Here is a 6,949-nt window from a genome sequence, read left to right as displayed (position 1 = left end):
TCCCTGCTATCAAATCCCTGCCTGTATATGGTTTTTGGATAAATCCCCTTACAACCTTATCAGTCAAGAGATTCCTTATAATCATATCCTCCGTATAACCTGATGATACAAGAAGTTTCGCGTCAGGATTCATCTTATTGATTATTTCACATGCCTTCCCCCCATCCATTACAGGCATTACCATATCAATAACCGCCACATCAATCTCTCCCCCTTTTTTTCTGTATAGTTCAACAGCCTCCTCACCATTTTTAGCAAGATATACCTTGTAGCCTGCACTCTCCAGAATATCCCTTGCCAGTTCCCTGAGAACAGGCTCATCATCAACAAACAATACTGTCATAACCTTTTCCATTGTTTTAGTTGCCTCCTTTATCGCAGCATCTCTTTCTTCTTCCATCTGCACTATTTTAGGCAGATAGATCTTAAAACTTGTTCCCATGCCCGGTTCTGAATAAACCGTTATATATCCCTTATGCGATTTTATTATACCATAAACCATAGCAAGACCCAAACCTGTTCCCTTGCCCACCTCCTTGGTTGTAAAAAACGGCTCAAATATACGGCTCTGTGTATCCTTATCCATGCCCACACCTGTATCTGTAATACAGATATAAACATATTCGCCTGGCGGCATATTTGCACTTACATTCACATCTCCGCCATTCTTTATGATTTGACTACTCCTTACAAATAGTGTTCCGCCTTCTGGCATGGCATCCCTGGCATTTACAGCCAGATTTAAAAACACCTGATATAGTTGGCTGGAGTCTCCTTCTACATAAGGTATATCAGGGGCAAGATTATATCTGAGTTCAATCCTGCGGTCAAAGGTTTCTGTAACAACCAGAATAATATCCTCAAGCACCTTATTTATATCTACACACTCTACCATATATTTGCCTTTTCTGGCAAAACCAACAAGCTGATGGACAATCTTTGCCCCCCTATATGACTGCTGCTCTATCATATCTACATATTTAAGAAGTTTATCTCCCTCTGGCATCCGCTGTTTTAATAAAGATACTGCACCAGTAATACCCCCCAGTATATTATTAAAGTCATGAGAGATGCCGCCTGCCAGTGTTCCGATAGTCTCTAATTTCTGCACCTGCAAAAGTTTTTCCTCAAGCCTCTTTTTGTCTGTAATATCCCTTTGGATTGCCAGATAATTGATAATACCGCCCTTGTCATCAAATACAGGTGTAATAGATGTCTCGCAAATCTGTATATCGCCACTTTTTGTCTTAACAGACATCTCACCGTACCAGTCTTTGCCATCTTTAAGTGTCTGCCATAGTCCCCTGTAATACTCATGAGGATGTTGTTTGCTGTCCAGAATACTCGGAATCTTTCCGATAAGTTCTTCCTGAGTATAACCCATACATTTTGTAAATGAAGAATTGGCATACATGAACAGCCCTTTACTATCAGTTAAAAATATCATGTCGCTGGCACTCTCCATTGCCTTTGCCATTATGCTGATTTGCCTGTTTCTATCGTCTAATGTCTTTATCATATTGCAGAATTCCTGTGATAAGACGCCAATCTCATCCTTTGATTCAGGCGGGCAGTAACATGAAAATAAATCAAGACTTCCTTCATGCACCTCCTTAACCATATCTGTTAATTGTCTTATTGGTCTTGTTATTCGTTTTACTATAAGCACACTGACACCAAAGCCTATTATGAGAAACGGTATTGATATGCCTAATGACCATAAGAGCAGTTCTTTTCTGATCTTCTGAAGCGGGACAGCGTCTATCTTGAGCCGCAAGATTCCTATTGCCTCTTTTTCTTCTATATCTGCCTCAAATATCCCGCCTTCCTGTGTATTTGCATGGCTTGTAACAGGGGTATAGAGATCATAATATAAAGGGACTGAAGAATCAGGGATAAGAACCTTTTTCCAGAATATATCCCTGAACAACACAATTTTTTTAATACCTTCCAATCCCAGTTTTTGAGACGGGTCTATCCCTTGGACACTTATAGCAGAACCATCCATGTCATAAAATGCAGTCCCAAGTATATTATCTTCCTTGATTATATTATGTAAGATGTTATTCATAAGTTCCTTGTCTTTGCTGTAAACTGCAAGTTCTGACGCAATAGAGAACCCTTTTGACAAAGATATGCCCCTTGCGAGCAAATCCTTTTCTGCAGATTTTACGCCTTCATTTATCAGGATATATGAGAGGGTTGATACTGCAAGGACAAGGATTACAATAGTTATAGACAACACCTGATTATACAAAGAAGGGAAGAGAAAATTAAAGATTTTACTAAATATCATTCTCATGGTCTATACCCCCTGGCAGAGTCCATAATGTCTTTCGGCGGCACTATATTCAAAAACTCCATTGTATTAAGGTTTATTTCAAGTGTAAGATAATCAGGCGGATAAAGGAAAGAGGTCTTTTTTCCAACAAGGACATCGGCAACGAGCCTGCCGATCTGCCTTCCTAAATAGGTGGTGTCAAAGGTATATGACATCAGCGCCCCTTTTTTAATATGCCATCCGGTAAAACCTATAACAGGCACCCTATTCCTGAAACCAGAAAGGAGGATATAATCCACAACCTGTGAGGTATAAAGAGTTGCATCAGGGATGAGCATAAAGGCATCAATATTCTTTTCTATGCCTTGAATCTTTTTTATGGCATCAGATGGGGTCTGCGCAGATTGAACATTGAGTTGAAGCCCGAGTTTTAGTGCAGAATACTTTAGTTCCTGAAGCATGTATGTAGATGATGCGGGATTATATACAACACCGAGCCTTTTTACAGAAGGGTTAATTGCTGTCATGGTTTTTAAGGACTTTTCAAATTGGGCAAAGAGGGTTACACCTGTTGAATTCGGGACAGGACCAATATCAAATGGGTTTGCCACAAAACTATACACGATGTATGTATCCCTGTCAGCAAGACCCTTGACATCCTTTAATGCCTCTGTGCCAAGCGCCACAATAACCTTGTATTTCCTCTCAATCCTTTCTTTCTTTAAATCAAATACATCAACCCCTGTAACCTCCTCAATACCCGTTACCGCCTCAGCCATCGGTTTTATGCTCATATCCGCTAAAACTGCCACATCAGCAGAACAGGCAGGATTGTTCAAAAAGAGGAAGATGATAGAAACTGTAATTAAAAAAAGAAAAACTGATGAGGCTCTTGCAAAAGTCCTGAAAGAGAAGAGTTTGTCATTCCCGCGAAAGTGGGAATCCAGTCTTTTCAAGGAAATTCTCAAAATTGATACCTCAACCCAAGCCACACACTAACACCCTCGTATATATAAGCCCTTGCATTTATCCCTGTTGTATATTGCGGGTCATGCCCTTCAACCACATATCTTTTGTCAAAGATGTTTCTGGCGATAATTGATAAGTCTATATTCTTTTTTATGCTGTATATATACTTGCCGTTTATTACCATATAATCCTCAAGGTCATTGCCAAATGTGTCCTTTCTGCTGCCTTTGTAACCGGCAGTTAATGTCAATACAGAACTGCCGTATTCCCCTGTAAGCCCAAGGTTAAATTTGTGTTTCGGCGCATAGGCAAATCTATCTTCTGTATAGTCATTATGTGTTTCCTGAAATGTGTAATTTGCAAAAAGATGGATGGATTTGACAGGGCGGGATTTAAGCTCAACCTCAATGCCGCGGGTAGAACCTGTGCCTGAACTATTCTGATATTTGGAGGTACCTGAGTTAAATACAATTATATCCTCAATATCGTTATAAAACATGGTAATATCTGCATCCATGTATTTAGAGAAGGTATAGCCAATCCCTGCCTCATAACTGTTTACCTTTTCAGGTGTCAAATCTTCATTTCCTATCCGTGTGCTTCCCCTGTAACCATACATTTCCAGAAATTCAGGCGGCCTGTATGCATTACCATAGGCAAACCGAAGCCTTGCATCATCCATTGGATTATATAAAAAACTAAGCCTTGGAGATGTATGTCCTCCGTATATTGAATGAACATCATACCTCGTCCCTATTGTTACAATGCCTTTTTCAATCTTACCCTCAATCTGCAGAAAGATTGCCTTACTCGTTGAATGCCTTTCATCAGCGCCAAGGTCAAGGTTGTATTCAAACCTTTCATGTCTCGCCGCTATTCCGCTTAAGATAGTAAATTTATCCGAGATTTCATAGTTTGCAAGCACCTCGCCGCCGATCCTCCTCTCATCCCTTAACTGGTCTTGATTTACAGCAGATTGCACCTTATCAGAATATAAAAGTTTATTGTCTGATGTATTCAAATATAGATTAAAATCAAGGTTTAGATTTTTCGCTGGTTCAAATTTGTAATCACCATATAAAAACCATGCAAGGTTTTCGCTAACAAAATCTTTGTATGCATATCTGCCTTTTTGCGGAAGCCCTTTGTCATTGTCATTATAGCCAAAGGATAAGGTCAAATCCTTATACACAGCCTTTAAACCAATGCTCTCCCTGTTAACCTGCTCATTTTCATTCCATATCCCTTCATTGTCAAAATGCAGTCCGCTTGCTGTTAAGTAAAGTCCAATATTCCCTATGGGTCTATTGAAGTTTATGTCATAGCCTTTTGCCTCGCCTGTCCCGTATGTTGCCGCAATATCCCCTGAACCCTTTTCTTTTGGAGGTTTGGTAATTATATTCACCACACCGCTGAAGGCATTTGCTCCATACAAGGCTGAACCCGGTCCCCGTATGATTTCAATCCTTTCTATGTTATTAACAGGTGTTTCAAATCCGATATCAAAGATTCCATCGCCAACCCTGTTCGCAGGTCTTCCATCTACGAGAAAAAGCACCCTCTTGGTGAGTGATGTATCCAAAAGCCCTCTGGCTGCAATATTTGACCTCCTGACATTACCATTATAAGTAACATCATAGCCGACTACTGTTTCCAGAATCTCTGCAAGGTTTCTGGCAGGGAGTTTTTTTATATTATCCTCTGTGATAACTGATATACTGGATGGGGATTCTTTTGCCTTTTGCTTATGCCTTGCAGGGGTTTCAATAATCAGTTCCTTTTCCTCAAAAAATAAAAGCATCTCCTCTGACACATCTTTTCCAATTGCAGAAAGGGGAAATGATGTTATAAATAAAAATATGATGAATAAAACCCTTGCTATCCTCATAATGTCAACTCCCCTACATAGAGCCAATAAGCCTGTTCAATGCCTCTTTGTATCTCATAGTGGTATTCAAAATTACTTGAGCAGGCAGGGCTGGCGCAGGAGGCTTCTTGTCCCAGTTTATAGAAATAAGATAATTTCTTATGAACTGCTTATCAAGACTTATGTCCTTCATCTGTCCGGGCTTATAATCGGATATTGGCCAAAAACGGGATGAGTCAGGGGTGAGGATTTCATCTATGAGGAGCAACTTATTGTCATAAATGCCAAATTCAAACTTTGTATCCGCTATAATTATGCCTTTGTTTCTTGCAATATCCCTTGCCCTTTTGTAAATGGCAATACTCTTCGCCTTCATCTCATCAGCAAGTTTTGGTTCAATAAGTTTTTTCATCTCATCAAATGTTATGTTCTCATCATGCCCTTCATCTGCCTTTGTGGACGGCGTAAAGAGCGGCTCCGGCAGTTCGCTGCCTTCCAGCAAACCATCTGGCAGTTTAATCCCGCAGACGCTTCCCTTTTCTTTATATTCATTCCAACCTGAACCAGAAATATAGCCCCTTACAATGCACTCAACAGGCAGAGGCTTTGCCTTTTTAACAAGCATGCTCCTGCCCTTTAAAACATCGCAGTATTGCCTTAAAGGTTCTGGAAAGTCCCTGCAATTTGATGCAATAACATGGTTTGGGATAATGTCTTCCATAATCTTAAACCAGTAAGAAGACATTGCAGTCAGGATTTCCCCTTTTTCAGGTATGCCATTTGGAAGGATAACATCAAATGCAGAAATCCTGTCTGTAGAGATAATCAGGAGTTGAGCATCAAGGTCATAAATATCCCTGACCTTGCCCCTTTTCAAAAGTTTCAGGGTTGAGAGTTCTGTTTTTAAGATAACATTTTCTGGCATTTTTAATTTCCTCACAATCTTTTTCTAATCTGCTTTAATATTCACGCTCAAAAATTGCCAAGATGCAAGGCGGAGCAAGGCTTCAAGCGAGGCATACTTTGTAGTATGTTGAGCGCAGAAGCCGCAGCGACAACGCAGCAGATGGGTATTTTTCAGCGTGAATATAATGCCTCTTTCATCGTCCTCCCAAGTTCCGCCGGACTTTTTGTAATCTTTATGCCTGCTTTGGCAAAAGCCTCAAATTTTTCATCTGCAGTCCCTTTGCCGCCTGATATGATTGCGCCTGCATGACCCATCCTCTTGCCCTTCGGCGCTGTAACACCTGCGATATAGCCAACAACAGGCTTTCTAACATTCTTCTGGACAAACTCTGCTGCCTCTTCCTCTGCTGTTCCTCCGATTTCTCCTATCATAATCACTGCGTCTGTGTCTTTATCCTTTTCAAAGAGTTCCAATATATCAATAAAATTAGTGCCATTAACAGGGTCTCCGCCAATGCCCACGCATGTTGACTGCCCAAGTCCGAGCCTTGTCAATTGGTCAACTGCCTCGTATGTCAAAGTCCCGCTTTTTGAGACAACGCCGATTTTGCCTTTTTTGTGGATATGCCCCGGCATTATTCCTATTTTGCATTCATCAGGTGTTATGACACCCGGGCAATTTGGGCCAACAAGTCTGGACTTGCTTCCATCCATAAACCTCTTAACCTTTACCATATCCAAAACAGGTATGCCTTCTGTTATGCATACAACAATCTCTATGCCAGCGTCAACCGCCTTCATTATTGCATCTGCTGCAAAAGCCGCAGGCACATAGATGACCGATGCATTTGCCTTTGTTTTTCTCACAGCTTCATCAACCGTGTCAAAAACCGGAATGCCGTCAACATTCGTGCCGCCTTTGCCGG

At 40.8% G+C, this 6,949-nt stretch carries 5 protein-coding genes; all 5 read right to left on the bottom strand.

What is annotated here, in order from left to right; translation table 11 throughout:
• On the bottom strand, positions 1-2,302 hold a 2,302-nt coding region (locus tag HZC45_03175; GenBank protein MBI5682159.1), incomplete at its 3' end, for a PAS domain S-box protein.
• Positions 2,299-3,249, bottom strand: coding sequence for a hypothetical protein (locus HZC45_03170; protein MBI5682158.1), 951 nt, complete (start codon positions 3,247-3,249; stop codon positions 2,299-2,301). The genes HZC45_03170 and HZC45_03175, both read right to left, overlap by 4 nt.
• Positions 3,246-5,138, bottom strand: coding sequence for a TonB-dependent receptor (locus tag HZC45_03165; protein ID MBI5682157.1), 1,893 nt, complete (start codon positions 5,136-5,138; stop codon positions 3,246-3,248). The genes HZC45_03170 and HZC45_03165 overlap by 4 nt, the downstream gene beginning before the upstream one ends.
• Positions 5,139-5,151: 13 nt before the next feature.
• On the bottom strand, positions 5,152-6,042 hold the full coding sequence (locus HZC45_03160; protein ID MBI5682156.1) for a phosphoribosylaminoimidazolesuccinocarboxamide synthase: 891 nt from the start codon (positions 6,040-6,042) through the stop codon (positions 5,152-5,154).
• 152 nt (positions 6,043-6,194) lie between these two features.
• The coding region (sucD, locus tag HZC45_03155; protein ID MBI5682155.1) for a succinate--CoA ligase subunit alpha at positions 6,195-6,949 on the bottom strand (755 nt) is incomplete at its 5' end.

Source organism: Deltaproteobacteria bacterium (assembly GCA_016223005.1).
Taxonomy (GTDB): Bacteria; Desulfobacterota; GWC2-55-46; order UBA9637; family GWC2-42-11; genus JACRPW01.
The sequence above is the reverse complement of the archived record's forward strand: the minus strand, read 5'-3'. Positions and strand labels throughout refer to the sequence as shown.

Bases quoted from the DNA above. Each gene is read 5' to 3' on its own strand.
- HZC45_03165 (MBI5682157.1), bottom strand. From the start codon at position 5,138: ATGAGGATAGCAAGGGTTTTATTCATCATATTTTTATTTATAACATCA.
- HZC45_03160 (MBI5682156.1), bottom strand. From the start codon at position 6,042: ATGCCAGAAAATGTTATCTTAAAAACAGAACTCTCAACCCTGAAACTT.